The sequence below is a fragment of the Actinomadura sp. NEAU-AAG7 genome, assembly GCF_018603865.1.
Taxonomy (GTDB): domain Bacteria; phylum Actinomycetota; class Actinomycetes; order Streptosporangiales; family Streptosporangiaceae; genus Spirillospora; species Spirillospora litoris.
In genome coordinates, this window is record NZ_JAHFZY010000008.1 from 115,832 (window position 1) to 141,136 (window position 25,305).

Sequence of the window (25,305 nt, forward strand, 5' to 3'; positions counted from 1 at the left end):
GGGGGTGGACGCCATCAATTGTCACCGAGAATTCCGCCGCCCAGCACGTCGAGGAGCCGGGTCACCTCAGCGGAGACGGCGTTTCGGGCGGGTTTCAGGTATTTGCGGGGGTCGACGAGCGCCGGGGCGGCGTCCAGTGCCCGTCTGACCTCGGCGGTGAGGACCGCGTTGAGGTGGGTGGCGATATTGATCTTCGCCATGCCGTGCCGGACGGCGGCGGCGAGCGTCGCGTCCGGCACCCCCGAGGAGCCGTGCAGGACGAGCGGGACGGGCACGGCGGCACGCAGTTCGGCGATCAGGTCCAGGTCGAGGACGGCGTCGCGGGTGAGCATGGCGTGCGAGGTGCCGACGGCGACGGCGAGCGCGTCCACGTCGGTGGCGGACACGTAGGCGGCGGCTTCGGCGGGGTCGGTGCGGGCCCCCGGGGCGTGCACGCCGTCCTTGCCGCCCACCTCGCCGAGTTCGGCCTCCACGAAGACCCCGCGGGCGTGGCACCAGGCGGCGACCCCGGCGGTGGCGGCGACGTTGTCGGCGTAGGGAAGGGTGGACGCGTCGAACATCACCGACCCGACGCCCAGCCCGACCGCCTCGTGGACGAGGTCGACGGACGTCGCGTGGTCGAGATGGACCGCCACGGGCACGGCGGCGGCGCGGGCGGTCGCGAGTGCGGCGGCGATGATCGGGGCCGCGGCGCCGTGGTACCGCACGCAGTTCTCGCTGATCTGGAGGACGACGGGCGTCCCGGCGGCCTCCGCCCCCGCGACGATGGCGGTGGCATGCTCCAGCATGACGACGTTGAACGCGCCCGTGCCGCGCTCGGCCTTCAGGATGTCGCCGGTTCCTACGAGGGGCATGGGAGTCCTTCTATGGCGATCTCGGGGAGGAGGCGGGCGTAGGCGGCGGCGTCGAAGTCGCCCGCGACGGGTGCGCGCACCGCGGCGGCCGACAGCGCGACCGCGTCCCGCAGGAGGGAGGGCCAGGGGGTGGAGGAGATCAGGGCGCGTGCGGTGGCGGCCACCGCCGCGTCCCCGGCGCCGGTGGGGTTGCCCGCCATGGGCGCCGGCGGTCTCGCCTGCCAGGCACCGTCCGGGGTCACGGCCAGGAGACCTTCATGGCCGAGTGACACCAGTACGGCGTTCGCGCCCGCGTTCCGTAGCGCGCGGGCGCCGGGGACGGGCCCGCGCCCGGTGGCGCGGCGGAGTTCGTCCGCGTTGGGTTTCACGACCGCGGGACCCGCTGAGACGCCCAGGGAGAGCGCGTCGCCGTCCGCGTCGAGGATCACCGGACGGCCCGCCGCCAGGGCCGTCAGCGTGGCGTAGGCGTCGCGGGGGACGCCGGGCGGGAGGCTGCCCGAGAGGACGATCACCTCCGCTCGGCGGAGACGTTCCCTGTAGTGCTCTTGGAACGCCTCCCACTCCCCTAGGGAGATTTCCGGGCCCGTCTCGTTGAAGACCGTTGTCTCCTCGGGGGTGACGACCGTCAGGGTGCGCCGGGACGTCCCCTGGACGGGGCGGAACGCATGCGGAAGGCCAACCGCGTCCAGGTCCGCGCGGACGAGGTCGCCCGTCACTCCCCCGGCGAGACCGATGGCCAGGACGTCCTCGCCGAGCGCGGCGGCCACCCGGGCGACGTTGACGCCCTTGCCGCCCGCCCGCTCCCGCACCGCGCCCACGCGGTTGGACCCGCCCCACGTCACGGACGGCACCTCGTAGGTGACGTCCCATGCGAGATTCAGCGTGACCGTGAGGATCACAGCCAGCGGCCGCCCTTCATCACCCTGGCCACGGTCAGGTCGTCGTCCAGGACGAGGAGGTCCGCGTCCTTGCCGGGCTCCAGGGACCCGACGCGCGCGTCGATGCCGAGGGCCCGCGCCGGGGTCAGCGCGGCGGCCTCGGCGGCCCGCTCGATCGGCAGGCCGACCTCGGTGACCGCGCGGCGGAAGCCGTCCGCCATCGTGATCGTGCTGCCCGCGATCGACGACCCGCCCGCGAGCGTCGCGCGGCCGCCGCGGACCTGGACGTCCATCACGCCGAGCCGGTAGTCGCCGTCGCCCATCCCGGCCGCCGCCATCGCGTCGGTGATCAGCGCGACCCGGCCGGGGCCCGCCGCGTCGAAGGCGAGCCGCGCGACGGCGGGCTCCACGTGCACGCCGTCGTTGATCAGCTCGACGGTGACCCGGGGGTCGGTCAGCGCGGCGGCGATCGGGCCGCCCTCGCGGTGGTGCAGCGGGCGCATGGCGTTGAACAGGTGCGTCGCCACGCGGGCGCCCGCGTCGAACGCCGCGCGGGCGATCGCGCCCGGCGCCTCGGTGTGCCCGACGGCGGCGATCACGCCCGCGTCCCCCGCCGCGCGGACGAGGTCGAGCGCGCCCGGCAGCTCCGGCGCCACCGTGATCATGCGGAGGTGGCCGCGTCCGAGTTCGGCCAGCCTCCGGAACTCGTCGAGGTCGGGGGGCCTGAGCAGCGCGGGGTCGTGCGCGCCGCACCGCTCCCGCGCGAGGTAGGGGCCTTCGAGGTGGACGCCCGCGAGCACCCCGTCGGCGGCGAGGTCGGCCAGCGCCGCGACCGCGTCGGCGAGTTCGCGCGGGTCGCCGGTGACCAGGCTCGCGATCGTGGTGGTCGTCCCGGCGGCGAGGTGGAAGGCCGCCGCCCGGCGCGCGTCCTCCGCCGTCCCGGCCTGGTAGGACGCGCCCGCGCCGCCGTGGACGTGCATGTCGACGAACCCGGGCACGACGTACCGCCCGCCCAGGTCGATCACTTCGGACGGTGCGGTGTCGGAGCCGCCCGCTACGCTCGGCGACGAGGGTCCCGGGACGATGCGGGCGTCCCGGATGTGCAGGTCACCGCGCCGGACACCGCCGGGCAGCACGAGGCGCGCGTCGCGCAGGACGGTCACGACGCGTCCAGGATGACCGAGCGGGTCAGGTTGCGGGGCGCGTCCGGGTCGGCGCCCTGGGCGCGGGCGAGCCGCACGGCCAGCCGCTGGACGCGGACGAGGTCGGCGAGCGGGTCCAGCCCGCTCGTGATCATCGTGCCGCCGACGCCGTCCACCTGGGCGGCCAGCCCGGCGGGCGGGTCGCCGAGCATCCAGGCGACGCGTCCGGGGCCGGTGATGCTGATCGGGCCGTGCCGGTACTCCATGGCGGGGTACGACTCGGTCCAGACCCGGGCGGCCTCGCGCATCTTGAGCGCCGCCTCGTGCGCGAGGCCGACGCTCCAGCCGCGTCCGAGGAAGGTGAACTGCTCGGCCTGGGCGGCGGCCTCCGGGAGCGGCTCGGCGAGGGCCCGCTCGACGTCCGCGAGCGCGTCCGCGACGCCCTGCCCGAGGTGGGCGCGCAGCAGCATGAGCTGGGTGGTGGCGAAGCGCGTCTGCACCACCGACCGCTCGTCGGCGTAGTCGAGCACGACGACCTCGTCGGCGAGGGTCATGACGGGCGTCGCCGGGTCGGCGGTGATCGCGACGGTCGGCACGGCGCCCCGCACGCGTCCGAGGACGTCCAGGACCTCGGTCGTCGTCCCCGACCTGGTCAGGGCCAGCAGGCGGTCGTAGGGGCGCCCGTCCGGCATCTCGGACGCGGCGAACGCGTCGGTCTCGCCCTGCCCGGCGGCCTCGCGCAGCGCCGCGTACGCCTGCGCGATGAACCACGACGTCCCGCAGCCCACCACCGCGACGCGCTCGCCCGGACGGGGCAGGACGGGGGCCAGGCCCGGCGCGGACTCGGCGGCCCGGCGCCACAGCGCGGGCTGGGAGCCGATCTCGGCCTCGGTATGGGCACCGGCCGTGTTGTCCGGCATGTCCGCCATTGGCGACCTCCTTGCACACTCATGCTTGTTAGTGCTTGTTTTATAGCAAAACAGAGCAAAAAGGACCATGTCCGCGCATCGCTAGAATCCTGGGATGACCTCGTCACGCCTGCTGGCACGCGCGAACGGGGGCCGCCGTGTCCCGTCATGAGCGCTGGAACGCCTTGCTGGGTCTGCTCGCGGAGGAGGGGCGGCTCACGGTCGAGGAGGCCGCCGCGCGGATGGAGGTCTCCGCCGCGACGATCCGCCGCGACTTCGACCAGCTCGCCCAGCAGCAGATGCTCACCCGCACCCGGGGCGGCGCCGTCGCGCAGAGCGTGAGCTATGACCTGCCGCTGCGCTACAAGAGCGCGCGGCACGCCCCGGAGAAGCAGCGCATCGCGGCGGCGACCGCCGAACTCGCCCGGCCCGACTCGATCATCGGGCTGAACGGCGGCACGACGACCTCGGAGGTCGCCCGGGTGCTGGCCACCCGCGCCGACCTGCACGCCGAGGGCCCCTCACCCACGATCACGATCGTGACGAACGCGCTCAACATCGGCAGCGAGCTGGCCGTCCGCCCGCATGTGAAGATCGTCCTGACCGGCGGGGTGCCGCGCCCGCAGTCCTATGAGCTCACCGGCCCGCTCGCCACCGGGATCTTCGACCAGGTGACGCTGGACGTCGCGATCCTCGGCGTGAACGGCGTGACCGTCGAGCACGGCGCCACCTGCCGCAACGAGGGCGAGGCCGACGTCGGGCGGCTGATGGCCGAGCGCGCCGACCAGATCATCGTCGTCGCGGACGGCTCCAAGATCGGCCGCCGCGCGTTCGCCAAGATCTGCGAGACGTCCAGGATCGATGTCCTGGTGACCGACGCCAGCGTGCCCGACGCGGACCTCGACGCCTTCAGGGAGGCCGGCGTCCGGGTGATCCGCGCCTAGTGGTCGCCGCCGGCGATCTGGTCGACGGCGTGCGCCAGCACGCGCCCGAGGACGGTCATCCCGTCGCGGACGCCGCCGGTCGAGCCCGGCAGGTTGACGATCAGGGTGCGGCCCGCGACACCGGCGAGGCCGCGGGACAGGATCGCCGCGGGCACCGCCTCCCGCCCCTCCAGCCGGATCGCCTCGGCGATGCCCGGGATCTCGCGCTCGATCACCAGGCGCGTCATCTCCGGCGTCCGGTCGGTCGGGGTGAGGCCGGTTCCGCCGGAGGTCACGACGACGTCGTAGCCGCCCTCGACCGCGTCCCGCAGGACGCCGGCGACGGGCTCCCCGTCGGGGACGACCACCGGCCCGTCCACCTGGCAGCCGAGGTCCTCCAGCATCTCGACCAGCACCGGCCCGGACTTGTCGGCGTACACCCCCGCCGAGGCCCGGTTGGACACCGTGACCGCCATCGCCCGGATCATCGCGCCTCCCCCGTGCCGGTCCCTCATGCCCGTCCTGCGGGGCGGCGCCAGACGCCGGTCTTGCCGCCGGTCTTCTCCTCGACCCGGACGTCGGTGATCACGGCCGCCGGGTCGACGGCCTTCACCATGTCGACCAGCGCCAGCGCGGCGACGGTGACGGAGGTCAGCGCCTCCATCTCCACGCCGGTGCGGTCGGCGGTCCGGGTGGTGGCGGTGATCGCGACACCCGCGTCCTGGACGGTCAGCTCGACCGTCACGCCGTGCAGCGCGATCGGGTGGCACAGCGGGACGAGGTCGGGGACGCGCTTGGCGCCCATGATCCCGGCGATGCGCGCCACCGAGACGGCGTCGCCCTTCGGTATGTCGCCCGCGCGCAGCAGCGCCACGCACTCGGCGGACAGCCGGACGAAGCCCGTCGCGGTGGCCGTGCGGGAGGAGACGTCCTTGGACGAGACGTCGACCATGCGGGCCGCGCCCTTCTCGTCCAGGTGGGTGAACTCGGTGCCCATTGCGCTCATGCCGGCAACCTCATGACATCGACGTGGGAGCCGGCGGGCATGGCCTCGGCCTCCTCCGGAAGCGTGATCAACGCGTCCGCGGAGGAGAGCGAGCCGAGCTGGTGGGAGCCCTGCACGTCGGCCGGGGTGACGGTGTAGAAACCGCGGTTGTAGGACAGCCTGCCACGCACGAAGTGGCGCATCCCCGCCGGGGACCGCACGTCCTGCCCGAGGACGGCGCTGACCGTCGGCAGCGGTTCGGGATCCAGCCCCTGCATGGCGCGCAGCGCGGGCCGGACGAAGACCTGGAAGGAGATGTAGGCGCTGACGGGGTTGCCGGGGAGCGTGAACACCGGCGTCCCCTCGAACAGCCCGAAGCCCTGAGGCTTGCCGGGGCGCATCCGGACCTTGTGGAACTCCACGGTCCCGACCCCGGTCAGCACCTCCTTGACGACGTCCCGGGTGCCCATCGAGACGCCGCCGGAGGTGACGATCGCGTCGGCGCGGACGAGCTGGTCGCGCAGGGCCTCCAGCACCTTCACCGGCTCGTCCTCGACGGTCGCCTGCCGGAAGCCGACGCCGCCGGCCTCGACGACGGCGGCGGTGAGCATGAACGAGTTGGACTCCCAGATCTGCCCGTCGCCGAGGCGTTCGCCGGGTTCGCGCAGTTCGGTGCCGGTCGAGAGCACGACGACGCGGGGCCTCGGCCGGACGACCACGCGCGCCCGCCCGACGGCCGCGAGCATGCCGATCTGCGCCGCGCCCAAGCGGGTGCCCTCGTCGGCGACGATCTGGCCGGCGAGGACGTCCTCACCGGCGCGGCGAATGTAGTTGCCGGCGGGCGCCGGGCGCGAGATCCGCACCGTGGCGGCGCCGCCGTCGGTCCACTCCACCGGGATCACCGCGTCGGCCCCGGCGGGCAGCGGCGCGCCCGTCATGATCCGGGCGGTCAGCCCCGGCCGGATCGCCGACACCCCGGGATCGCCCGCCAGGATGTCGCCGACCACCGGCAGGACGACCGGCTCCGCCTCCGAGGCCCCCGCGATGTCCGCAGCGACCACGGCGTAGCCGTCCATCGCGGAGTTGTCGAACGGGGGCAGCGGCACGGGCGCGGAGACGGGCTCGGCGAGCACCGTCCCCTGCGCCTCCAGCAGCGCCAGGTCGAGCGGCGGCAGCACGGGAACGCTGCCGAGGATGTCGGTCAGATGCTCGTCGACTGATCTCATGCCCACATCCCCAGTGTGACGCGTACCCGCGCGTCGCAGGCGCTCCCCACGCCGACCGCCGCGGCGCCGTCCGTCACCGCGCGGTCAGGAGTCGTGCTTCTGGACGAACTCGCGGAGCCACGGCATGAACTCCGGGGCCAGGTCGGGCCGCTCGGAGGCGAACTGGACGACCGTCCGCAGGTACTCCAGCTTGTTGCCCGTGTCGTAGCGGCGGCCGCGGAACTTGACGCCGTAGACGGTGCCGCCCTGGTCGGCGGGCATGTCGGCGAGGGTGCGCAGCGCGTCGGTGAGCTGGATCTCGCCGCCGCGCCCCGGAGGCGTCTTCTCCAGGACGTCGAAGACCGCCGGGTCGCAGACGTAGCGGCCGATGATGATCCAGTTGCTCGGCGCCTCCTCGGCGGCGGGCTTCTCGACCAGGTCGCTGATGCGGACGACGTCGTCCTCGTCGGTGGCCTCGATCGCGGCGCAGCCGTAGGCCGAGACCTGGTCGGGCTCCACCTCCATGAGCGCCACGACGCTGCCGCCGTACTGCCCGCGCACCTCGATCATGCGCCTGAGCAGCCGGTCCCGGGCGTCGATCATGTCGTCGCCGAGCAGGATCGCGAACGGCTCGTCGCCGACGTGCTGGCGCGCGCAGTGCACGGCGTGCCCGAGCCCGCGCGGCTCGCCCTGCCGGACGTAGTGCATGATCGCCAGCTCGCTGGACTCCCGGACGGCCCCGAGCCGCTCGTCGTCGCCCTTCGCGCGCAGTGCCTCCTCCAGCTCGTACGCGCGGTCGAAGTGGTCCTCGATGGAGCGTTTGCTGCGCCCGGTGATCATCAGCACATCGTTGAGGCCGGCATCGACCGCCTCCTCGACGACGTACTGGATCGCCGGTTTGTCGACGATCGGCAGCATTTCCTTTGGCGTCGCCTTGGTGGCGGGCAAGAATCGGGTACCGAGACCGGCCGCCGGGACGACCGCCTTGAGCACAGGTGCAATGTCGGCCATGTAGAGACCCTAGTCATGCGTGAGGACCACAGCGTGCACGACATAGTGACGAAGACCCGCCTACGCGCGGAACTACTGGGAAAGCGTGCGACCATGTCGTCTGACGTGCGCTCCGACGCGGCACGGTCCATCCGGGACGCGCTGCTGTCGGAACCCGAGATCGAGATGGCCGGGACCGTCGCGGCGCACGTGTCGCTGGACTCCGAGCCCGACACGCGCGGCCTGCTGTTCGCGCTGTGGAAGCGCGGCACCTACGTCCTGCTGCCCAGGCTGCTGCCGGACGGCGACCTGGACTGGGCGTCCTACGAGGGGCCGGACTCCCTGGCCCCCGGCCCCCATGGCATCCTCGAACCGACCGAGCCTCCACGCGGTCCCGGGGCCGTGGCCAGCGCGGATGTGGTGCTGGCACCGGCGGTGGCCGTCGACCGCGCGGGCATGCGCCTGGGACGCGGCGGCGGGTCATACGACCGCGCGCTGGCGCGTGTCGGGCCCGCGATCTTGACCGTGGCCGTGCTGTACGACGGGGAACTGCTGCCGGAGGTGCCCGCGGAGCCCCACGACCAGCGGGTGCGCGCCGCGGTGACCCCGTCCGGCGGGCTGCTGCGCCTGGGCTGACCCCTCGCGCGGGGGCGCCCAGGGGTGACCGCGTGGCGATTGTGGCCGCAATGGGCCATTTGTTGCCGTGTGGTGCCTGGTGCCGGTCTCGGCGCCGCCGGGGGCGGCGCCTAGGGTGTGGGACGGCAAGATCGAAACCGGGAGGAAGCGGCGCCCCGGCCGCCGGGGTGGCGCGCCTCCCGGCAACGCGGACCTGGGAGGTTCGAGATGACGGACCCGTGGCGGATCCTGTCCCTGCCCCCGCTCGGCGAGGACCTCGTGCGCGGCCTGTTCGCACCCCTGGGCGACGCCGTCGATGTGACATTTCCCCGGAGCAGGAGCCAGGACGGCCTGCACTCGGCTCTCGCGGACGGCGCCGAGGTGGTGATCGGCGACTTCACCGGCGAGATGGTGCTGGACGCCGCCGCCGTCGCCGCCGGGCCGCGGCTGGCGTTCGTCCAGATGCCGTCGGTCGGGACGGACAGCATCGACGTCGCGGCGCTCACCTCCAGGGACGTCCCGGTGGCCAACACGGCGGGCGCCAACGCGCGCGGCGTGGCCGAGTGGGCCGTCGGCGCCGCGTTCGCCCTGTGCCGCCACCTCGTGTGGGGCGACCGGCGGGTGCGCGCCGGGGAGTGGCCGCAGATGGAACTCGCCGCGCGGCAACCCCGCGAACTGCATGCGCAGCGGGTCGGGATCGTGGGTTTCGGTGCGATCGGCTCCGAGGCGGCGCGTCTCTTCGCGGCGCTCGGCTGCGCCGTCTCGTACTGGACGCGGCGTCCGCGCCCCGAGGCGTCCGCCACCTACAGGGAACTCGACGATCTGTTGGCGACGTCCGACATCGTCGTGCTCGCGCTGCCGCTGGCCGACGGGACGCGGGGGCTGATCGGCCCGGAGCGCCTCACGCTGCTTCCGGACGGCGCGCTGCTGGTGAACGTGGCGCGCGGGAGCATCGCGCCCGATGACGCCGTCCTCGCCGCCCTGGAATCGGGACGGCTCGCCGGAGCGGCGCTGGACGTGTTCGACGAGGAGCCCCTCCGGGCGGGGCATCCGCTGCGCTCCCACGAGAACGTCCTGCTGTCCCCGCACGCGGCGGGAGGGTCCTCGCAGTCGCAGCTCAACCTCGTCGCGATCGTGCGGGACAACGTCACGGCGGCCGTCCTGGGACGCGAAGTGCAGAATATTGTGAACGGGGTAAATCCGCAGGTCAGACGTCGATAGCGGGCACCTGCGACATCACGTCCCTCAACCACAAGTGTGCGATACGGCCATGAATATGTAGAATTCCTAAACGTTCAACTTTGACGACCCCGAAGGGTGGGATGTGCACCTCGACATCTGGCTACTCCTCGGGGCCGTGCTCGTACTCAGCGCAATCGTGGCAGTCAGGCTGTCACACCAGGCGGGGCTTCCCACCCTCCTGGCGTACATGGGCCTCGGCCTGCTCGTTGGCGAGTCCGGTCCCCTCCACATCAACTTCGACAACGCCGAGCTCGCCGAGACGCTCGGCCTCGCCGCCCTCGTCCTGATCCTGGCCGAAGGCGGCGTCACCACGAACTGGCGGCAGGTCCGCCCGTCGGTGCCCGCGGCGCTCAGCGTGTCCACGATCGGCACGCTGATCAGCATCCTCGTCGTCGCGCTCGCCGCCATGTGGCTCATCGACCTCGACTGGCGCCCCGCGTTCCTGCTGGCCGCGGTGCTCGCCCCGACCGACGCGGCCGCCGTGTTCTCGGTGCTGCGCCGCCTCCCGCTGCCCGCCAGGCTGAGCGGCCTGCTGGAGGCCGAGTCCGGCTTCAACGACGCACCCGTCGTGATCATCGTGGTCACGCTCAGCGCGCACGCGAGCGTCCCGAACCCCGCCGAACTGCTCGCCGTGATGGTCTACGAGCTGATCGCCGGCGGGGTGATCGGCCTGATCATCGGCTGGCTCGGCGCCCAGGCGCTGCGCCGCATCGCGCTGCCCGCGTCCGGCCTCTACCCCATCGCCGTCCTGTCGCTCTCCGTCGGCAGCTACGGCGCGGCCACGCTGCTGCACTCCAGCGGGTTCCTCGCGGTGTACGTCAGCGCGCTCGTCCTGGGGAACGCCAGGCTTCCGCACCGTCCCGCCACGCGCGGCTTCGCGGAGGGCATCGGCTGGCTCGCCCAGATCGGCCTGTTCGTCATGCTCGGCCTGCTCGCCTCACCCGGCGACCTCCCCGGCCAGATCGCCCCGGCGCTCGTCATCGGGTTCGTCCTGCTGCTCATCGCGCGGCCGGTATCGGTCTTCCTGTCGACGATCGGGTTCCGGCTCTCCTGGGGGGAGAAGGTCTTCGCGTCCTGGGCCGGGCTCCGGGGCGCGGTCCCGATCGTCCTGGCCACGATCCCCATGGTGCAGGACGTCCCGGACGCCGACCGCCTCTTCTCCATCGTCTTCACCATCGTCGTCGTGTTCACGCTCCTCCAGGGCCCGACGCTGCCCCTGGTCGCGCGCTGGTGCGGGCTCAAGAGCGACGAACAGACACGCGAACTGGACGTGGAAGCGGCGCCCCTGGAAGAACTCCACGCGGACCTGCTGGAGGTCCGGATCCCCCCCGACTCCCGGCTGAGCGGCGTGGAGATATTCGAGCTCCGGCTGCCCGCCGGCGCGTCCGTCACCCTGGTCGTCCGGAACGGGGCGAGTTTCGTCCCCGAACCCACGACGCGCCTGGAAGCAGGGGACACGCTCCTGGTCGTGACCACCGACACCGTGCGGGACACCACCGAACGCCGCCTGCGCGCCGTCAGCCGCCAGGGCAGGCTGGCCGGCTGGTTCGGCGAGACGGGCGTGTGATCCGGTCTCGGCCGCGGGACGCGAGGAGGGCCTCCGGCCGGAGGCGGGAACAGGCCGGGGGCGAATCCCGTTCCATGCATGGGTACCATTAGCAGTCGTTCAAAGTGAGTGCCAGCCCGGCTCTCCCCCGGGCTGAGTCAGCGAGGAGGAACCGTGCCGACGTATCAGTACGTTTGCACCGAGTGCGGCGAGCCTCTTGAGGTCGTGCAGAAGTTCAGCGACGACGCGCTGACCGAATGCCCGGCCTGCGACGGCAAGCTGCGCAAGGTCTTCTCCGCCGCGGGGATCATCTTCAAGGGTTCGGGCTTCTACCGGACGGACAGCCGCGGCTCCGGCAAGACCGCCACCGTGGGCTCCTCGTCCGGAGGGTCCTCCTCGAACGGCGCCTCGGACGGGTCGAACGGCTCGGGCGGCTCCGGCGATTCGGCCAAGTCCGACTCGTCGTCGAAGTCGTCGAGCGACTCCTCGTCCTCGGGCACGTCGTCGAAGCCGGCCGCGAAGTCCTCCTCGTCCGAGAAGGTCGCCTGACCCGCCAGGCCGCGAGACCTGGGCACCAGCCGCGCCACCCGCTCCCGGGCGGCGCGGCTTGACGGCGTCGCCGACGTCCCCGCGCCTGCGGGACACCCCCGGCGGCGGCCCGGAAGCTCCCTCAGCCCCTTCTGAACACCGCCGCTGAATCGCGACCCTACGGCGACCGATTCGGCGGCCTACGCGCGTCCCTGCGACCGCTCGGCGTGCCCTGTACCCGAGAACGAGGACCCGCCCCGGCTCCTCCTCCATGCGGGCAGGCGCCTCCCGGACGACATACATCTCAAGGGGTAGGTCCCCCTAACCTCCTGCCCCGCGTGAGGTAGAGCGGTTCCCGTCTTCTGCCCGACGCGCAACCGCACCCTTTGCATCGAACATTGATGCGAAGGACGGGACGGACCTTGGGGGCGGACGGCATGGAACCGGACGGCGCGACGAGCAGCACATCCTGTCGGTTGACCTGGACGGCATCCGCGGAGCCGGTCCCCACCCCCGCACACCGCGACCGCGTCGCGGTTTGACAAAGCTCTATTTTCGAGAGACTCTTAACACGAGAAGCTCGCCATCGACGGACTTCCCCTAATTCGCGATACTACTTGACATCTCTCTCCAGGCGAGACATCGTTTCCGTTGCGACGCGATATATCTCGTTACCCCCCGGACGGAATGAGAAAAACATGAGCGCACAGAGCCCGGCTCCCCCCAGATCCCTGGGCCACCGCCTGGCCGGAATGATCGCCGGACGGCGCAGCAAGTGGGCCGTCCTCGGCCTGTGGGTCGTGCTGCTGGCCGCCCTCGGGCCCCTGGCGGGCAAGCTGGCCGACGTCCAGGAGAACGACGCGGCGTCCTGGCTGCCCGGTGGCGCCGAGTCCACGCAGGTCATCGAACTGCAAGAGCAGTTCCGCAAGGACGAGACGATCCTCGCCGTCGTCGTCTACGAGCGTCCCGCGGGCATCACCGCCGCGGACAAGGCGAAGGCCGCCTCCGACCTGGCCGGGCTTGAGCATCTGCCGGGAGCGCAGAAGGCGCAGGGACCGTTCCCGTCCAAGGACGGCAAGGCCCTGCAGACCCTCGTGCCCCTCACCGACGAGGACCTGACCGGCGCCGTCGACGGCGCGCGCGACATCGCCAAGCGGGGACCGCCCGGACTGGAGGCGCACGTCACCGGCCCCGGGGGCAGCGGCGCCGACATGTTCGAGGTCTTCAAGAGCCTGGACGGCTTCCTGCTCATGGCCGCCGGGATCGTCGTGATCGTCCTGCTGCTGATCATCTACCGCAGCCCGATGCTGTGGTTCGTCCCCGTGCTGAGCGCGGTGTTCGCGCTGGGGCTCGCCCAGTCGGTCGTCTACCTGCTGGCCAAGAACGCGGGCCTGACCGTGAACGGCCAGAGCGCGGGCGTCCTCACCGTCCTGGTCTTCGGCGTCGCCACCGACTACGCGCTCCTGCTCGTCGCCCGCTACCGCGAGGAACTGCACCGCCACGAGGACCGGCACGAGGCCATGGCCTACGCGCTGCACCGCGCCGCCCCGGCCATCATCGCCTCCGCCGCGACCGTCGCGGTCGGGCTGCTGTGCCTGCTGCTCGCCGACATGAACTCCACCGCGGGCATGGGCCCGGTCGCCGCCGCCGGCGTCCTCACGGCGCTCGCCGCCATGGTGACCCTGCTGCCGGCCCTCCTGGTCATCTTCGGACGCTGGCTGTTCTGGCCCCTCGTCCCCCGCTACGACGAGAAGTACCTCCGGCCCGAGGCGTACGAGTCGGAGCACGGCATCTGGAACCGGGTCTCCGGGCTGGTCGGCAAGCACCCGCGCGCGCTCTGGGCCGTCACCGCCGTGGGCCTGTTCGCCCTCACCTTCGGCCTGGGCTCGCTCAACGCGAACGGGCTCTCGGACGCGGGCCAGTTCACCGGACGCCCCGACTCCATCGTCGGCGCGGAGGTCGTCTCCCGCCACTACCCGGCGGGCTCCGGCGCCCCGGCCGTCGTCATCGGCAAGGCGTCCGCCGCGGCCCCGCTCGGCGCCGCCATCCAGAAGACCCAGGGCATCGCCGAACTGGGCCGCCCCGTCACCGCGAACGGCCTCGTCCAGTACGAGGCGACCATGCGCCACTCCGCCGACAGCCAGGCCGCGAAGGACACGATCGACCGGCTGCGGGAAGCGGTCCACTCCGTCCCGTCCGCGGACGGGAAGGTCGGCGGCACCACCGCCACCTCCCTGGACATCAGCCGGGCCTCCACCCGGGACAACAAGGTCATCATCCCGATCGTCCTGGCCGTGGTGTTCCTGATCCTCATCCTGCTGCTGCGCGCGCTGGTCGCGCCGCTGCTGATGATGGCCACCGTCGTCCTGTCGTTCCTCGCCTCGCTCGGCGCGTGCGCCCTGATCTTCCAGCACGGCTTCGGCTACGAGGGCACCGACTCCGGCTTCCCCCTGCTGGCCTTCATCTTCCTGGTCGCGCTGGGGGTCGACTACAACATCTTCCTCATGCACCGCGTCCGTGAGGAGTCCGAGGCGCTCGGCACGCGCCGCGGCATCCAGCGCGGGCTGGCCGTCACCGGCGGCGTCATCACCTCCGCCGGGCTGGTCCTGGCCGCGACCTTCGCCGCCCTGGCCACGCTGCCGCTGGTGTCCATGGCCGAGATGGGCTTCGTGGTCGCCTTCGGCGTCCTGCTCGACACGCTGATCGTCCGGTCCCTGCTGCTGCCCGCCCTGTCCTACGACATCGGACGGCGCATCTGGACCCCGGGCCGCCTCGCCAAGCACGACCCCGCCCACGCGGAGTCGAAGGTCCTGGACCCGGTCGGCTGACCGTAGAACAACCTGGAAGGGCCCGGCCGCATGGCTGGGCCCTTCTGCGATCCCGGCGTGCCCGACCCTTGATCCTTTTCGCCGCGGCGCGGGTTATCCACAATCGGCGGCGGGGCTGTCGAGCGGTGAAGAGGGCTGGCTAGGGTCGCGTCATGTCCACTTCGCGAGAAGACGCAGCGTCCGCCGACATCGGGGTGATCGGCGGTTCCGGTTTCTACTCCTTCCTCGACGACATCGAGGAGGTCCGGGTCGAGACCCCCTACGGCACGCCGAGCGACGTGATCGCGCTCGGCGAGCTCGCCGGCCGGCGCGTCGCCTTCCTCCCCCGCCACGGCCGCGACCACCGCTACCCGCCCCACAAGATCCCCTACCGCGCCAACCTGTGGGCGCTGCGCTCCCTCGGCGTCCGCCAGGTCCTCGCGCCGAGCGCCGTCGGCTCCCTCACCCCCGAGTACGGCCCCGGGACGCTGGCCGTCCCCGACCAGCTCGCCGACCGCACCCACGGCCGCCCCCAGACCTTCTACGACGAGGGCGGCGCCGTCCACCTGTCGTTCTCCGACCCGTACTGCCCGGCGGGCCGCCGCGCCGCCGCCGACTCCGCGAAGGCCGCGGGCTGGCGCCCGGTCGAGGGCGGCACCCTGGTCGTCATCGAGGGCCCCCGCTTCTCCACCCGCGCCGAGTCCCAGTGGTTCGCCGCCCAGGGCTGGACGCTGGTCGGCATGACCGGCCACCCGGAGGCCGTCCTCGCCCGCGAGCTGGCGCTCTGCTACACCCCCCTCTGCCTGGTCACCGACCTCGACGCCGGCATCGAGGAGGGCGACGGCGTCACGATGGAGGAGGTCCTCCGCGTCTTCGGCGAGAACATCGACCGCCTCCGCACCCTCGTGGCGGACGTGGTCGGCGCCCTGCCCGCCGAGCGCGGCTGCCCCTGCCCCCGGGTCCTGGACGGCATCAAGCTCCCTCTGGAACTGCCGTGAACACCCGCTTAGCCCGCCTGCGGCGGCCCCTGGCGGCACTGCTCGCCGCGGCCGCCGCCGGCACCGCCCTCATGGCCCTGGGCCCGGGGCCGCCACCGTCCGTCCACGTCCTCGGAGCGGCCCGGGACCTCCCCGCCGGAACGACCCTGCGCCCGTCCGACCTCCGCGCCCTGGCCCTGCCGCGCGGTGCCGTCCCGTCCGGCGCCCTCCGCACCAGCGCCACCGGCCGCGTCCTGGCCGCCCCCATGCGCCGCGGCGAACCCCTCACCGACGCCCGCCTGATCGGCGGCTCCCTCCTTGAGGGCTACGCCCCCGGCACGGTGGCGGCCCCGGTCCGCATCGCCGACGCCGCGTCCGTCCGCCTGCTCCACCCGGGCAACCGCATAGACATCCTCACAACCCGAACAACACCAATCCCAGACCCACTGACCGCGCCCTCGCCCGACACCCCACCTGAAGAAGCCTCCCCAACCACCGACCAACCCCGCACAACACCCCCACCCCACACGACCAACCAGCAAAACCACACCACCCCCTCCGCACGTACCGCCTACACCAAGCTCAGCAACACACCTGCATACCTCACGACCGGGCACCGCCCAGGAAGCTCCTCAATAGGAATCGCAGCGCTCTCACCGCCTGACACCGGAAGTTCCGCCCTCGACCGCTCCGACCAGACAGCCTCTTCGCGCCCCGATGATCCGGGCGGCTGGGGCGGCGCCCGCCTCGTGGTGTCAGAGGTCCCGGTACTGGCCGTCCCGCCACCGGACAAAGAAGGAGGCCAAGACGGAGCACTCATAGTGGTCGCGACCAACCGCACCCAGGCCGCAGCCCTGGCGGGCGCCGGAGCCCCCCTCGCCATATCAATCACTGGAGGCCAGTAGACCACCCCGTCCACACTTCCAGAGCAACCCCAAGCAACCCCCCACAATCAGGGGCCAGCGCCCGGATCACAGCTCGCCCGCCTCACCGAACTCGCCCGCGTCACTGGGGTGCCGGGGTCGACGGGGGTGCCCGGGTCTCCGGAGTCGGCGGGGCCGCCCCGCGGTTCCGGGGCCGAGGGGGCCGCCCGGTCTCCGGGGTCGGCGGGGCCGCCCGCGCTTCCGGGGTCGACGGGGGTGCCCGGGTCTCCGGAGTCGGCGGGGCCGCCCCGCGGTTCCGGAGCCGAGGGGGCCGCCCGGTCTCCGGGGTCGGCGGGGCCGCCCGCGCTTCCGGGGCCGACGGGGGTGCCCGGGTCTCCGGAGTCGACGGGGCCGCCCCGCGGTTCCGGAGCCGAGGGGGCCGCCCGGTCTCCGGGGTCGGCGGGGCCGCCCGCGCTTCCGGGGCCGACGGGGGTGCCCGGGTCTCCGGAGTCGACGGGGCTGCCCGCGCCTCCGGGGCCGACGGGGTCGAGGGAGCGCCGGGGGCCGACGGAGATGACATAGCCGACATAGCCGAGCCTCACGAGTTGCGGGCCAGGTCGAGGACGTCGGTCGTGGGGCGTACGTCGCCGAAGGTGCGGTAGATCGCGTGGAGGGTGGCGTTGTGGTCCTGGTCGGTCCGCGCGGCGTTGGCGTCGGCCACCATGATGACCCGGTAGCCGAGGGTGCCGGCGTCGCGGGCGGAGGACTCGCAGCACACGTTGGTGACCGTGCCAGTGATCAACACGGTGTCGATACCGCGCTGGTCAAGGAGGTGCGGGAGTCGGCAGCGGCCGGGGAAGAAGGCACTGGCGGCGGTCTTGTCGACGACGATGTCCTGATCGTCGACGCGAAACCGGGGCCAGAGCCGGTCCCGCAGCGGAGCGCCCTCCGCGCGATGGTCGAACAATTCGGCGACGCGCGGCCCGTAGAACTCGCTGCGCGCGGGTGGGCCCGTCGGGAGGATCCACGCCACCGTGCCCCCGGCGGCCCGCAAGCCGGCGGCAAGACGCGCGATGTTGGGGACCACACCCAGAGCGTAGGGCGACTGAGACACGAAGAACGGCACCATGTCGATGACGACCAGCGCGGTCGTCGCCGGTGCGATGTGCTCGTAGGCGTGCCGACGTCCCCGCCGCTCCTCCTGACGGGCGTACTCCCGCTCCTGGATGTGCCAGGCATGCACCTTCGGCCGCCGGTCCAGCGCCTGGTTCATCGACCCTCCATCGGAGATTGACGCACTTCCGTAGCGTCGCACCCTCCCGGACGGTGATCAGCATGGAAGGCGCCGCGGGTCGGCAGCGCGAGGAGTGCCGGTGGCCGCCCCACCCGAAGACCCGGCGCTCCCCCGACCTGATCGGCCCCGCGATCAGGTTTCCGATCGTGTGCTGTCGCGGCTCCATGCCGGGGTGATCCGTACCTCGCGGAGGCGCCAGCCTCCCGGCGTCCGGGCCACGGTGAAATGCTGGCGAAGCCCGCCGGTGAAGTGGGGTGCCTGGCCGTCGCGGTAGAAGTACACGGTCGAGTTCGCCGACGCGGTCGCCTGGTCGCCGCCGACGTCCACCAGCAGGTCGGTGGTCGTGTGCTGGGTATGCTCCCCCTCGACCTCACTCCGCCGCATGAAGTCGACGACCTTGTCGATGCCGCGGAGTTCGCCGCCGCGCGGCGAGTGCACCGTCACGTCTTCGGCGAAGACCGTGGACGCGTCCTCCCACCGCTTCTCGTCGAGCAGGAGCGCGAAGCGGGCGACCAGGTCGCCGATCTCGATGCGGTCGGCGATCCGAGTGTCCGTGGGCATGGCGTCTTCCTTCTTTGTCCGGGCTGGGGCGATGTGCCGTCCTGTTGGGTGCGGAGTCTCAGGGGGCTGCCAGCACCGTGTTCGCCCTGTCCAGGACGATGTTCAGGACGCGTCCGGCGACGGCCAGGTCCTCCTCCGGCAGGTCGCCCCACAGGGTTTGGGTGATCGGGCCGATCGCGGCGCGGACCCGCGTCCAGCACGCCCGCCCTTCGGCGGTGACCTGGACGCGGCCATCGTCGTCGGCCTGGAGGAGTCCCGCGCCGGTCAGCTCGGTGACGCGTTCGTCCACCGACGCCTCACCGACATGGATGGCACCGCTCACCCGGCGGATGAATTCGGCCCGGTCGACGACTCCGCCGCCGACCACGGCCAGCGTGAGGGTCACCCACTGATGCTCGGTGATGCCGGTCCCTGCGAGCTGCCGGTCCAGGATCGCGTTCAACGCCTTCTCGGTCTGACCGATGAGCGCGGTGCCGAAGGTCTGGTCTGCGGTGGCCACGACGCCTCCCAATCGTTTGTATGACTAACGTTTGTGCCACGAACGAAGCTACATCGTTAGTCCGACTAACGCAACGGGGTAGGATCTGCCTCATGCCGAGCAGAGCCGAAGCCGCGGACATGCCCGCCGACGGCGAGATCGAGGCGCCGGAGCGGCTGCGGCGACGGGCCAGTCGCCTGCTCTCACAGATGTCCGTGCGGTCGGACCGCCTGATCACCGACGGGCTCGCCCGGGTCGACGCCCGCAAGTGGCACTACGCCGTGCTCGCCTCGTTGCAGGAGTACGGCCCGGGCAGCCAGGCGACGCTGAGCCGGAACACCGGCATCTACCGCAGCGACATGGTCGGCGTCCTCAACGAGTTGGCGGAGCGCGGCGACGTCGAGCGGACGCCCGATCCCGGCGACCGCCGCCGCAACGTCATCACGATCACCGAGCAGGGCCGCCGGCACCTGCGCCGCCTCGACGACGTCCTGGACGACCTCCACGAAGAGCTGCTCGCCCCACTGCTCCCCGAAGAACGCGACCAGTTCGTGGGAATGCTCAGGCGGCTGCTGGACCACCACACGCAGCGGACGCCCCCAGCCCCCTGACCTGGTCCCCGCACCACGCGGTGGGCGACGAGCGCCCGAACAGGGCGGCGTCGAAGATCGCTCATCGGGGCCGGAGGCGCGAGCCGGATCCGCATCACCCCCGCCGACTTGGCAAACAGTAGAACTGTTCATTACCATCCGTGGCCGTTCGGGTTCATCTCGTCCGCATCCCGGGCCAGGAGTGTCGCCACATGGCTTCTGATCAGCAGAACCCACTCGGCAGCGGCCGGTGGCGACGTCCGGTGATCTGATGCTCCGCACCCAGCGGCGCTCGTTCCCCGCACCTCGGCAGCCCCCCGGACGCTCCCGCCCACCACAACTCCAACACGACGATCTCCGCCATGCCTCAACGCCGTGGCACAGCGGACCGCCTTCTGGCACCGGCGGTCGGCGGCAGGCAGGACGGCATCCGCCGAACCCGTTCGCAGGACCACCAGCACGACGGTCCTGCCGGGGGGCGACACCGACAGGTAGCGCAATGCGGCTCTCAAATCGGTGGATGTTCGGGGCTCAGAGGGCGCTCGTCGGCCGGAGAATTGCCGGGCGGCGGCTGTCCGAGAGCGCCGCGGGGGATGTGGCCGCTCCCGTGAGCCGTGTCCCGGAGACGGCCGGCAGGCGGCAAGGGGCTCGAAGAAGCGGACACACAAACCGGCTAGTACAGCGCCTCCCGGGGAACCGGGAGGCGGTCGCAATTCATGGAAGGCACTATGAGCGGTTTCAAGAAGTTCCTGTTTCGCGGCAACCTCATTGACCTCGCGGTCGCGTTCGTCGTCGGGGCGGCGTTCGCGGGCCTGGTGAAGGACTTCGCGAACTCCTTCATCACGCCGTTGATCGCGCTGCTCGGCGGCAAGCCCGACTACACGCGGCTCGCCGTGACGATCGACGGGACGAGGTTCCCCTACGGCATCTTCGTCACGTCCGCGATCGCGTTCGTGATCACGGCGGCGATCGTCTACTTCCTGGTCGTCCTGCCGACCGCCAAGCTGATCGAGCGCATGGACCGGGGCAAGGAGGCCACCGAGCGGGAGTGCCCGCAGTGCCTGAGCGACATTCCGGTCAAGGCGGTGCGTTGCAGGTACTGCACCTCGGAGATCGCACCGGCCGCCGAGGTGCCGGCCTGACCTACTGGTCGTCCTCGGTGCCGTACTCCCAGTGCCACGGCTCGAACGGGTTGCTGTAGGCCCACGCGGGATGCAGCCACCCGTAGGTCTTGGCGTTGGCCTCCATCCAGTTGAACTGGACGGAACCCGAGTTCTGCACCCCGCCGCACAGGTCGAGGGCCTGGCCCTTGCCGTGATTGCTCGTCCCGGGGACGGCTGCGAATCCGGGACGTTCCGCATACACCCGATGCTGCTCGGAAAGACTTCGGTAGGAGTCGGTCACGCACATGTCACGGCCGAAGCGGCGCTTGTACGCGGCGTTCAGTTTGTAAAAGGCGAGCGCCGCGTCCGCGCGCAGTTCCTTGCCCTTCTGCGGCAGCGGACACAGATACTTCGCCGGGATCAGCCCGTTCGGGAACTTCTTCGCGTCACCGGCCAGCCGCTTGTCGCATCCGAGTTCCAGCCGCTTCGCCGGGCTCAGCTTGTTCAGCATGACGTTGAGCTGCTTGGTGAGCCGCGCCGACTTGTCCTTGAGGCCATCGATCTGCTGCTGGACGCGGGTCTGCGCGATCGCGTTGCGCGACTGGAGGTCCTGCGCGGTGGACGCGAGTTCCCTGCGGCGCCGCTGCAGCTCATCGGCACGGTCCACAAGGGCCTGCTGCGACTTGGCGAGCAGCGTCACGTCCGCCGTCGAGCGCAGCGCCGAGTCGGGAGACCCGCCGCCGAAGATCGCCATCGACCCGACGGCGCCGCTCTGCTGGTAGGACGTGTTCGCCAGCCGTGCCAGCGGCTGCCGGATCCGGTTCAGCTCGGCCTCGGCCCCCGCCAGGTCCTTCAGCGTGCCGCGCAGCTTCACCTGGGAGGACGCCAACTCCTTCTGGCGCCCCTCCATCTCCGTCGTCGCCTTCTCCAGTTCGGAGCGGGCCTTCGACGCCTGCCGGCGCAGCGCCTCGACCGAGTCGTCCGGCCCGTCGGCCGCCCTGCCGACGTCCTGCGGAGCGAACACGGCCGTCACCAGGAAGACCGCGATCAACGCCGCCGACCGGGGGTTAGGCACGGTGGTTTTCCTCCTGATGCCCGAATACGGAACAGCGGCAGAACGCTACTACAGGTTCACCTGTGACCAGGCTGTAACCGGCTCAGCGAGTGCGGTAACCATGCTGACGGCACCACTCACGCCACCACGGCACGCTGCCCCACCCGTTCGGGCAGGGAGGTCGCAGGCGGGTCGGACGCGGCGAACGCGTCGTGCGCGACGGCTTGGGCGTCACCTTCCTGCGCGGTGTCGCCACGGGCACGGGCGGACGGTTCGGCGCGCGCGTCTCCGCCTGGGGCTGCGGTTTCGGCACCACATACTGCCCGTAGGTGGGCTCGGTCCTCGGCGCGACGGGCGCCACCGGCAACGACGTCGCGGCGCCCTCGGGCCGCTCGGCCGCCGGCTCGTCCCGCAGCCCGAAGGCGATCACGGTGGCGAGCAGGACGGGGACGGCGAACGCCGCGGCGATCACCGCGACCCGCCGCCCGCGAGGCACGCCTTCCGCCTCGTCGGAGCCCTTGTCACTCGGCTGCTCACGATGCCGACCCGTCACGGCACCGAAGCGTACCCACAGCGGCCCCACGGAGCCTAGAGGTCAGAGCGGTCACCATAAGGACGAGCGCACGACTCGCCCCGTCCCCTACCCTGTAGGTGCCGTCCGCTACGCTCTAGCCGCGAGCGACGACACGCCTCCGTAGCTCAGGGGATAGAGCACCGCTCTCCTAAAGCGGGTGCCGCAGGTTCGAATCCTGCCGGAGGCGCCACGACCACCAGCGCGAACGAGCCCTGGCCGGCACCAAGACCGGCCAGAACCCTCCCGCTGTCGGCGGTTGAGTACGCAGCAGGCTGCGGTAGGTCCGTCCCAATACAGTCCCGCGCGGTAGCCGTGTGGAAGGTTGCTCGTGGTCGGGCTACACCCCAGGAGCCCTGTCGCTCCATAGGACGCCAGAACGCTGCCCAGGGCTCTGCAAACCACCGGAGAGTTGAGCATGGCGATGGCCGAGCCGCCCCACCGCTGGATGCGGGTCGGAGCGGGGTCATCGTCGCCGACCTTCCGCTCCAAGCGGTCGGCCGCCTCCAAGAGTTCCTCGGCCGCCGGCTCGGGCAGGCCCAGCGCTGGAGCCGCCTGGCGCACCACTCGCGCGAACATCACGACGCTTGCAGGGTTTATACCTTCGACGGTTGTGGCGTTCATCGCGAAGGCGTGACTGTTCGCCGCGCTATTGCCGGTTCAGGATGGATCCCCACGGCCCGCGCTATTGATACGCGCCCGGTCGGCGACGCTTCTGGGTGAACACCTGGTGAGCGGACTGTTAGGTGATGGCCGCCGGAGCAGTGTGCGCGGTTCGATTTCTCCGCAACCTGGAAAAGAGGATACCACCGTTGGGCTGGGGCGTGGCGAGACCCTGGTGTGCCGCAGGTCGCGCGGACTCCAAACAATTCGGACGGCGGTGAGGCTGATCTCGACAGGCGGGCGTTGATGCGGACCCGGCCGCGTCCATGACCGATGCCGCCAGAGGACAGACGGAAACCGGCTAGCTCAACCTAAGACTTCGGTCGATCGCTTTGATATCCCGAAAAAGATCATGGTCGTAGTTGGCGAAGTTCTCGGACCTCGGCACTTTGGTGGGGCTCATCCGGACCTCCGAAAAATGAATCGGAGTAGAGGGTAGTGCGCCGGCCCCGCTCACGACCAGGCACACCGCTTGTTGCTTTTCCGTTCGAGTGGCCATCTGGAAGAGGCGGTGCATGCCATCGACGATTACCAGCTTGCCGTCGACCTGCTGTTCGATTATAGGGGGCAGCAGAGTCCCCTTCTGGCCGTCGGTCTCCACTTTGCAGGGCTCGAAGAAGTCGATGCCGAACTTCTGGTAGGCATCGAGGAGACCCCAAACTCGGTCGAGCTTCTTGGCCTTCACCGTGCGACAGCAGGAGTACAGGGAGTCCACAGAGAGTTTCTTGAGTTTTATGTCGCCGACACCGAGCCGTTCGTACTGCTCGACCTGGCCGATGATTTTCCGAAGCTCATCAATACTGGGCACCGTCTTGTTCAAAATGATCCCCTGGGGAAAGCTCTTCCATGCTGATTCGAACAGCTGATGCAGCATATCGATCTGAGTCGCGTCGTTCGCGGGCAGGTGACGAAGCGCACTATAGTCAAACATACTGCTCTGGTCGGTAACACTGATACTCGACTTTGGACTCTTGGTCACGGTGAGAGCAGTCCCTCTGCCTGCGCCGATCCCCGCATCCACTACCAGCCCACGGACCTTGATCAGGTCTTCCGGGTAGAATTTCACGTAGACGCCGGCGCCGATCAGTGTGCGTACCTGCTTGAGTTGTCCCGACGTCCTCGGCCACCGACAGAGTACGCGAACGACCACACCGGCTCCGATTCTCTGCGAGATCGATGTCTTGTTGTCCTGAACCCAGGAGACATCCCCAGCGAAGACGTCAACTGAGTGGTCGGCGCGAGTGAGCAGTGCACGCCAAGCCGAGTCAACCGCCTTCTTCCCCCTGAAGTGGTTCGGATTCCGACGAAAAATCTGGATGCACAGAAATATCGCCAAGGCAACGAACGCGAGACCGATCGCCCACTTTGTGATGACGGGATGGCCGTTTAACGCCTTGATGAGCGTCAGTCCAGTAACTCCGACGACAAAGCTCGTCCATTGGACGATACTGGCCACCCTCTTCGACATGGGTCTTCACTCTCACAAAGCTTGAATTCTATGTTTCATGGGCATCTGGCGGTTCGTTTGTACCGGTCCCACGAATATAGAAGACTATGGGCAGGCATGTACCCGGTGCGTGGATTACTGGAAGATGGCCTGTGCCGGTCATTGTCGCCGGCGCCGGAGGGACGCCTGGTAGCGAGCGAGGCTCGCTCGCAGGTGGGGAAGCGGGAACCTACGGCTGGTCATGCCCCGTTCCGCGGACGCCCCGTGGGCCGGCACAGGCGAGTTGGCACTCTACGGCTCGCGCAGCGGCGCGGCAGGGAGAGGGGTCACGGTCGTACCACGAACGGCCTGTTTTTGAGGCGGCCCCGACAGGCCAATTCGCGGGGCAGGATGATCGTTTAAAGTCCTGGCGGCGCTTTTGGGCACCTTCGCGGGGTTTCTTTGCGGCGCCTCGCCGCCGCGGCCCGAGGACGGCGTGCTTCTGGGCTGCGGGGGCGTGGCTGGGTTTCTCTGAGACGGCTTCTGCGCCCGCGACCGTCGGGAGCGGCATCGCGACCGGGCCGTGGCCGCGCGGGCGGGAGCGGCGGTCCCGCCCGCGCGGTCAGTGCGTCGCTTGCCGATGATCTTCGGACGTGTCCGGCCGGTCGCGCGGCGGCCCCTTTTCGGGGCCTGCCGTGCACAGATCGCCGGGCGTGGTGCGTGAGCGTCCCGCGGTATCCGTATTTCATAAGGCGATCGGTGCGGTACGCCGGGGGCGCGCGTCACGGCGGATCGCGAGTCTCAAGAGGCGCGAGGCTCGCTGAGCGCCGACCGCATGATTTCCGATCTATGGTCTTGCTTACCGGCCTCGGCGGAACTGATCGTCTGAAGGCGCTCCGCGCCGCCGGTGCATCGGACGCCCGTCATCAGCCGTCGTTGGCCCGTCGGGCGGGGAGGGTCCGCTTCAGCGCCAGTGCCGCGGAGATCAGGGTGAAGATGGCCAGGCCGACCCAGAGGGCCTGGAGGCCCAGCCACGGGGACGCGGCGGCGGTGCCGCCGAAACCGGCGGCCACACCGCCGACGGGGGGATGGTTGTACATGA

25 protein-coding genes and 1 tRNA gene are annotated in these 25,305 nt (G+C 71.0%); 11 read left to right on the forward strand and 15 right to left on the reverse strand.

Annotated elements, in window-relative coordinates; genetic code table 11:
• Positions 1 to 14: 14 nt before the first annotated feature.
• From KLI87_RS32790 to KLI87_RS32805, 4 genes are read right to left on the reverse strand one after another with little or no spacing between them, the layout of a single operon-like run.
• Positions 15 to 854, reverse strand: coding sequence for a class II fructose-bisphosphate aldolase (locus KLI87_RS32790; RefSeq protein ID WP_214620158.1), 840 nt, complete (start codon positions 852 to 854; stop codon positions 15 to 17).
• Entirely contained in the window at positions 842 to 1,753 is a 912-nt protein-coding gene (locus KLI87_RS32795) for a 1-phosphofructokinase family hexose kinase (protein ID WP_214620159.1), read from the reverse strand. The genes KLI87_RS32790 and KLI87_RS32795 overlap by 13 nt, the downstream gene beginning before the upstream one ends.
• Positions 1,750 to 2,895 (reverse strand): N-acetylglucosamine-6-phosphate deacetylase, encoded by a 1,146-nt coding sequence (nagA, locus tag KLI87_RS32800; RefSeq protein ID WP_308166368.1) that lies wholly within the window; start codon positions 2,893 to 2,895, stop codon positions 1,750 to 1,752. The genes KLI87_RS32795 and nagA overlap by 4 nt, the downstream gene beginning before the upstream one ends.
• Positions 2,892 to 3,803: an SIS domain-containing protein gene (locus KLI87_RS32805; RefSeq protein WP_250904496.1), complete on the reverse strand. Its 912-nt coding sequence runs from the start codon at positions 3,801 to 3,803 to the stop codon at positions 2,892 to 2,894. Before KLI87_RS32805 ends, nagA begins: the two co-directional genes overlap by 4 nt.
• A gap of 137 nt (positions 3,804 to 3,940) precedes the next feature.
• Between KLI87_RS32805 and KLI87_RS32810 the strand changes: the two genes are divergently transcribed.
• A complete protein-coding gene (locus tag KLI87_RS32810) occupies positions 3,941 to 4,726 on the forward strand; it encodes a DeoR/GlpR family DNA-binding transcription regulator (RefSeq protein WP_214620160.1) in 786 nt (261 codons plus the stop codon).
• Here KLI87_RS32810 and KLI87_RS32815 read toward each other — a convergent pair.
• The 4 genes from KLI87_RS32815 to galU all read right to left on the reverse strand — a co-directional run bounded on the left by KLI87_RS32815 (position 4,723) and on the right by galU (position 7,906).
• Complete coding sequence (locus tag KLI87_RS32815) at positions 4,723 to 5,193, reverse strand: molybdenum cofactor biosynthesis protein B (RefSeq protein ID WP_214620161.1); 471 nt, start codon at positions 5,191 to 5,193, stop codon at positions 4,723 to 4,725. The genes KLI87_RS32810 and KLI87_RS32815 overlap by 4 nt on opposite strands.
• A gap of 23 nt (positions 5,194 to 5,216) precedes the next feature.
• The gene (moaC, locus tag KLI87_RS32820) at positions 5,217 to 5,702 is read right to left on the reverse strand and encodes a cyclic pyranopterin monophosphate synthase MoaC (RefSeq protein WP_156220178.1); all 486 of its coding nucleotides are present in this window, start codon (positions 5,700 to 5,702) and stop codon (positions 5,217 to 5,219) included.
• Between the two features lie 5 nt (positions 5,703 to 5,707).
• Positions 5,708 to 6,916, reverse strand: coding sequence for a gephyrin-like molybdotransferase Glp (gene glp / locus KLI87_RS32825; RefSeq protein WP_214620162.1), 1,209 nt, complete (start codon positions 6,914 to 6,916; stop codon positions 5,708 to 5,710).
• Positions 6,917 to 7,000: 84 nt separating this feature from the next.
• The gene (galU, locus tag KLI87_RS32830; protein ID WP_214620163.1) at positions 7,001 to 7,906 is read right to left on the reverse strand and encodes a UTP--glucose-1-phosphate uridylyltransferase GalU; all 906 of its coding nucleotides are present in this window, start codon (positions 7,904 to 7,906) and stop codon (positions 7,001 to 7,003) included.
• 15 nt (positions 7,907 to 7,921) lie between these two features.
• Here galU and KLI87_RS32835 point away from each other — a divergent pair, with 15 nt between their 5' ends.
• The 7 genes from KLI87_RS32835 (at position 7,922) to KLI87_RS41965 (ending at position 16,505) form a co-directional block, all read left to right on the forward strand.
• A complete protein-coding gene (locus KLI87_RS32835) occupies positions 7,922 to 8,521 on the forward strand; it encodes a 5-formyltetrahydrofolate cyclo-ligase (RefSeq protein WP_156220054.1) in 600 nt (199 codons plus the stop codon).
• A gap of 207 nt (positions 8,522 to 8,728) precedes the next feature.
• The gene (locus tag KLI87_RS32840; protein ID WP_214620164.1) at positions 8,729 to 9,721 is read left to right on the forward strand and encodes a 2-hydroxyacid dehydrogenase; all 993 of its coding nucleotides are present in this window, start codon (positions 8,729 to 8,731) and stop codon (positions 9,719 to 9,721) included.
• 103 nt (positions 9,722 to 9,824) lie between these two features.
• Positions 9,825 to 11,309 carry a potassium/proton antiporter gene (locus KLI87_RS32845; RefSeq protein ID WP_214620165.1) on the forward strand — a complete coding sequence of 495 codons (1,485 nt, stop codon included), beginning with the start codon at positions 9,825 to 9,827 and terminating at the stop codon, positions 11,307 to 11,309.
• A 153-nt stretch (positions 11,310 to 11,462) separates the two neighbouring features.
• Positions 11,463 to 11,837, forward strand: a complete 375-nt coding sequence (locus KLI87_RS32850; protein ID WP_214620166.1) for an FmdB family zinc ribbon protein — start codon at positions 11,463 to 11,465, stop codon at positions 11,835 to 11,837.
• A gap of 677 nt (positions 11,838 to 12,514) precedes the next feature.
• A complete protein-coding gene (locus KLI87_RS32855) occupies positions 12,515 to 14,644 on the forward strand; it encodes an MMPL family transporter (protein WP_214620167.1) in 2,130 nt (709 codons plus the stop codon).
• A gap of 152 nt (positions 14,645 to 14,796) precedes the next feature.
• Positions 14,797 to 15,621 carry an S-methyl-5'-thioadenosine phosphorylase gene (locus tag KLI87_RS32860; protein ID WP_214620168.1) on the forward strand — a complete coding sequence of 275 codons (825 nt, stop codon included), beginning with the start codon at positions 14,797 to 14,799 and terminating at the stop codon, positions 15,619 to 15,621.
• Between the two features lie 71 nt (positions 15,622 to 15,692).
• On the forward strand, positions 15,693 to 16,505 hold the full coding sequence (locus tag KLI87_RS41965; protein WP_374225494.1) for an SAF domain-containing protein: 813 nt from the start codon (positions 15,693 to 15,695) through the stop codon (positions 16,503 to 16,505).
• Positions 16,506 to 17,061: 556 nt separating this feature from the next.
• On the opposite strand, the gene KLI87_RS32870 is transcribed toward KLI87_RS41965, so the two are convergent.
• The 3 genes from KLI87_RS32870 to KLI87_RS32880 all read right to left on the reverse strand — a co-directional run bounded on the left by KLI87_RS32870 (position 17,062) and on the right by KLI87_RS32880 (position 18,817).
• Complete coding sequence (locus KLI87_RS32870) at positions 17,062 to 17,736, reverse strand: cysteine hydrolase family protein (RefSeq protein WP_214620170.1); 675 nt, start codon at positions 17,734 to 17,736, stop codon at positions 17,062 to 17,064.
• 153 nt (positions 17,737 to 17,889) lie between these two features.
• Positions 17,890 to 18,318 carry a nuclear transport factor 2 family protein gene (locus tag KLI87_RS32875; protein WP_156220048.1) on the reverse strand — a complete coding sequence of 143 codons (429 nt, stop codon included), beginning with the start codon at positions 18,316 to 18,318 and terminating at the stop codon, positions 17,890 to 17,892.
• 58 nt (positions 18,319 to 18,376) lie between these two features.
• A complete protein-coding gene (locus KLI87_RS32880) occupies positions 18,377 to 18,817 on the reverse strand; it encodes a MarR family winged helix-turn-helix transcriptional regulator (protein ID WP_214620171.1) in 441 nt (146 codons plus the stop codon).
• Positions 18,818 to 18,909: 92 nt separating this feature from the next.
• Between KLI87_RS32880 and KLI87_RS32885 the strand changes: the two genes are divergently transcribed.
• Positions 18,910 to 19,407 (forward strand): MarR family winged helix-turn-helix transcriptional regulator, encoded by a 498-nt coding sequence (locus KLI87_RS32885; RefSeq protein ID WP_250904498.1) that lies wholly within the window; start codon positions 18,910 to 18,912, stop codon positions 19,405 to 19,407.
• A gap of 707 nt (positions 19,408 to 20,114) precedes the next feature.
• Positions 20,115 to 20,528: an MscL family protein gene (locus KLI87_RS32890; RefSeq protein WP_156220045.1), complete on the forward strand. Its 414-nt coding sequence runs from the start codon at positions 20,115 to 20,117 to the stop codon at positions 20,526 to 20,528.
• 1 nt (position 20,529) lies between these two features.
• Here KLI87_RS32890 and KLI87_RS32895 read toward each other — a convergent pair whose 3' ends face one another.
• Both KLI87_RS32895 and KLI87_RS32900 read right to left on the reverse strand, forming a co-directional pair.
• Positions 20,530 to 21,564, reverse strand: coding sequence for a D-alanyl-D-alanine carboxypeptidase family protein (locus KLI87_RS32895; RefSeq protein ID WP_214620172.1), 1,035 nt, complete (start codon positions 21,562 to 21,564; stop codon positions 20,530 to 20,532).
• An 82-nt stretch (positions 21,565 to 21,646) separates the two neighbouring features.
• Positions 21,647 to 22,096, reverse strand: a complete 450-nt coding sequence (locus tag KLI87_RS32900) for a hypothetical protein (protein ID WP_156220044.1) — start codon at positions 22,094 to 22,096, stop codon at positions 21,647 to 21,649.
• A gap of 135 nt (positions 22,097 to 22,231) precedes the next feature.
• Here KLI87_RS32900 and KLI87_RS32905 point away from each other — a divergent pair.
• A tRNA-Arg gene (locus KLI87_RS32905) sits at positions 22,232 to 22,307 on the forward strand.
• Between the two features lie 771 nt (positions 22,308 to 23,078).
• Here KLI87_RS32905 and KLI87_RS32910 read toward each other — a convergent pair.
• Both KLI87_RS32910 and KLI87_RS32915 read right to left on the reverse strand, forming a co-directional pair.
• Positions 23,079 to 24,245: a hypothetical protein gene (locus tag KLI87_RS32910; RefSeq protein WP_214620173.1), complete on the reverse strand. Its 1,167-nt coding sequence runs from the start codon at positions 24,243 to 24,245 to the stop codon at positions 23,079 to 23,081.
• 884 nt (positions 24,246 to 25,129) lie between these two features.
• Positions 25,130 to 25,303, reverse strand: a complete 174-nt coding sequence (locus KLI87_RS32915; RefSeq protein ID WP_156220034.1) for a hypothetical protein — start codon at positions 25,301 to 25,303, stop codon at positions 25,130 to 25,132.
• Between the last annotated feature and the right edge of the window lie 2 nt (positions 25,304 to 25,305).

Bases quoted from the DNA above. Each gene is read 5' to 3' on its own strand.
- KLI87_RS32790 (WP_214620158.1), bottom strand. From the start codon at position 854: ATGCCCCTCGTAGGAACCGGCGACATCCTGAAGGCCGAGCGCGGCACG.
- KLI87_RS32805 (WP_250904496.1), bottom strand. From the start codon at position 3,803: ATGGCGGACATGCCGGACAACACGGCCGGTGCCCATACCGAGGCCGAG.
- KLI87_RS32815 (WP_214620161.1), bottom strand. From the start codon at position 5,193: ATGATCCGGGCGATGGCGGTCACGGTGTCCAACCGGGCCTCGGCGGGG.
- moaC (WP_156220178.1), bottom strand. From the start codon at position 5,702: ATGGGCACCGAGTTCACCCACCTGGACGAGAAGGGCGCGGCCCGCATG.
- glp (WP_214620162.1), bottom strand. From the start codon at position 6,916: ATGAGATCAGTCGACGAGCATCTGACCGACATCCTCGGCAGCGTTCCC.
- galU (WP_214620163.1), bottom strand. From the start codon at position 7,906: ATGGCCGACATTGCACCTGTGCTCAAGGCGGTCGTCCCGGCGGCCGGT.
- KLI87_RS32835 (WP_156220054.1), top strand. From the start codon at position 7,922: ATGCGTGAGGACCACAGCGTGCACGACATAGTGACGAAGACCCGCCTA.
- KLI87_RS32840 (WP_214620164.1), top strand. From the start codon at position 8,729: ATGACGGACCCGTGGCGGATCCTGTCCCTGCCCCCGCTCGGCGAGGAC.
- KLI87_RS32855 (WP_214620167.1), top strand. From the start codon at position 12,515: ATGAGCGCACAGAGCCCGGCTCCCCCCAGATCCCTGGGCCACCGCCTG.
- KLI87_RS32860 (WP_214620168.1), top strand. From the start codon at position 14,797: ATGTCCACTTCGCGAGAAGACGCAGCGTCCGCCGACATCGGGGTGATC.
- KLI87_RS41965 (WP_374225494.1), top strand. From the start codon at position 15,693: ATGGCCCTGGGCCCGGGGCCGCCACCGTCCGTCCACGTCCTCGGAGCG.
- KLI87_RS32870 (WP_214620170.1), bottom strand. From the start codon at position 17,736: ATGAACCAGGCGCTGGACCGGCGGCCGAAGGTGCATGCCTGGCACATC.
- KLI87_RS32875 (WP_156220048.1), bottom strand. From the start codon at position 18,318: ATGCCCACGGACACTCGGATCGCCGACCGCATCGAGATCGGCGACCTG.
- KLI87_RS32885 (WP_250904498.1), top strand. From the start codon at position 18,910: ATGCCGAGCAGAGCCGAAGCCGCGGACATGCCCGCCGACGGCGAGATC.
- KLI87_RS32890 (WP_156220045.1), top strand. From the start codon at position 20,115: ATGAGCGGTTTCAAGAAGTTCCTGTTTCGCGGCAACCTCATTGACCTC.
- KLI87_RS32910 (WP_214620173.1), bottom strand. From the start codon at position 24,245: ATGTCGAAGAGGGTGGCCAGTATCGTCCAATGGACGAGCTTTGTCGTC.
- KLI87_RS32915 (WP_156220034.1), bottom strand. From the start codon at position 25,303: ATGTACAACCATCCCCCCGTCGGCGGTGTGGCCGCCGGTTTCGGCGGC.